The organism is Limosilactobacillus vaginalis DSM 5837 = ATCC 49540 (genome assembly GCF_000159435.1).
In the GTDB taxonomy this organism is placed as follows: domain Bacteria; phylum Bacillota; class Bacilli; order Lactobacillales; family Lactobacillaceae; genus Limosilactobacillus; species Limosilactobacillus vaginalis.
Window position 1 is genome coordinate 1 of record NZ_GG693427.1, and the last position, 1154, is coordinate 1154.

Here is a 1154-nt window from a genome sequence, read left to right on the forward strand (position 1 = left end):
CAAAAACGCAAAATTTTCCGTTGACGGAATCGCTGAAATTGAAGCGGTTACCCACCATGATGTGATTGCTTTTACCCGTGACGTTTCAAAGTCGCTTGGACCTGAGCGGAAGTGGGTTCACTACGGGATGACCAGTACTGACGTTGTTGATACTGCTCAGGGTCTTCGTCTGAAGAAAGCTAACGATATCATTAGGAAGGATATTGACGACTTTATGGCAGTCCTAAAGAAGATGGCTGAGAAGTATAAGTACACTGTCTGCATGGGACGGACCCATGGTGTTCATGCGGAACCAACGACTTTTGGCTTAAAAGCTGCCCGTTGGTATTCTGAAATGAAACGGAACAAGGAACGGTTTGAACATGCGGCTCGTGGTGTTGAAGCAGGGAAGATTTCTGGTGCTGTAGGAACATTTGCTGAAATTGATCCTTTCGTGGAAAAGTATGTTTGTGAACGACTCGGATTGCGGGCTCAAGAAATTTCAACCCAGATTCTTCCTCGTGATCTTCATGCAGAATACATTTTCGCAATTGCGTTAATGGGGACTAGCTTGGAAAATATGGCAACTGAAATTCGGTCACTGCAACGGACTGAAATTCATGAAGTTGAAGAACACTTTGCTAAGGGACAAAAAGGGTCATCCGCAATGCCTCATAAGCGGAATCCAATTGGTTCAGAAAACATCTGTGGCTGTGCTCGTGTCCTTCGCGGAAACGTTGTAACGGCGATGGAAGATGTCACTCTTTGGCATGAACGGGACATTTCTCACTCCAGTGCTGAGCGGATGATTTTACCAGATTCTACTTCCTTAATTGATTACATGCTTCGTCGCTTTGGTCGCATCTTAGATAATTTAGATGTCTTCCCAGAAACAATGAAGAAGAACATGGATAAGACCCTTGGCTTGATTTACAGTGGTCGGGTTCTTTTGAAGTTAGTTAACAGTGGGATGACCCGTGAAGCGGCATATGATTTGATTCAACCATATACTGCAAAGTGCTGGGCAGAACAAATTCCGTTCCGGCCATTGCTTGAGGCTGACCCAACAGTTCAAAAGCAACTTTCAAAAGAAGATCTTGACGATGCCTTTGACTATCACTGGCACCTCCGTCACGTTGACGATATCTTTAAGCGGGTTGGCTTGGATTAATTTG

At 44.7% G+C, this 1154-nt stretch carries 1 protein-coding gene; it reads left to right on the plus strand.

Annotation, left to right across the window (positions count from 1 at the left end; genetic code table 11):
* A partial coding sequence (gene purB, locus HMPREF0549_RS08840) for an adenylosuccinate lyase (RefSeq protein ID WP_003717958.1) occupies positions 1–1150 on the plus strand: 1150 nt, incomplete at its 5' end.
* Positions 1151–1154 lie beyond the last annotated feature (4 nt).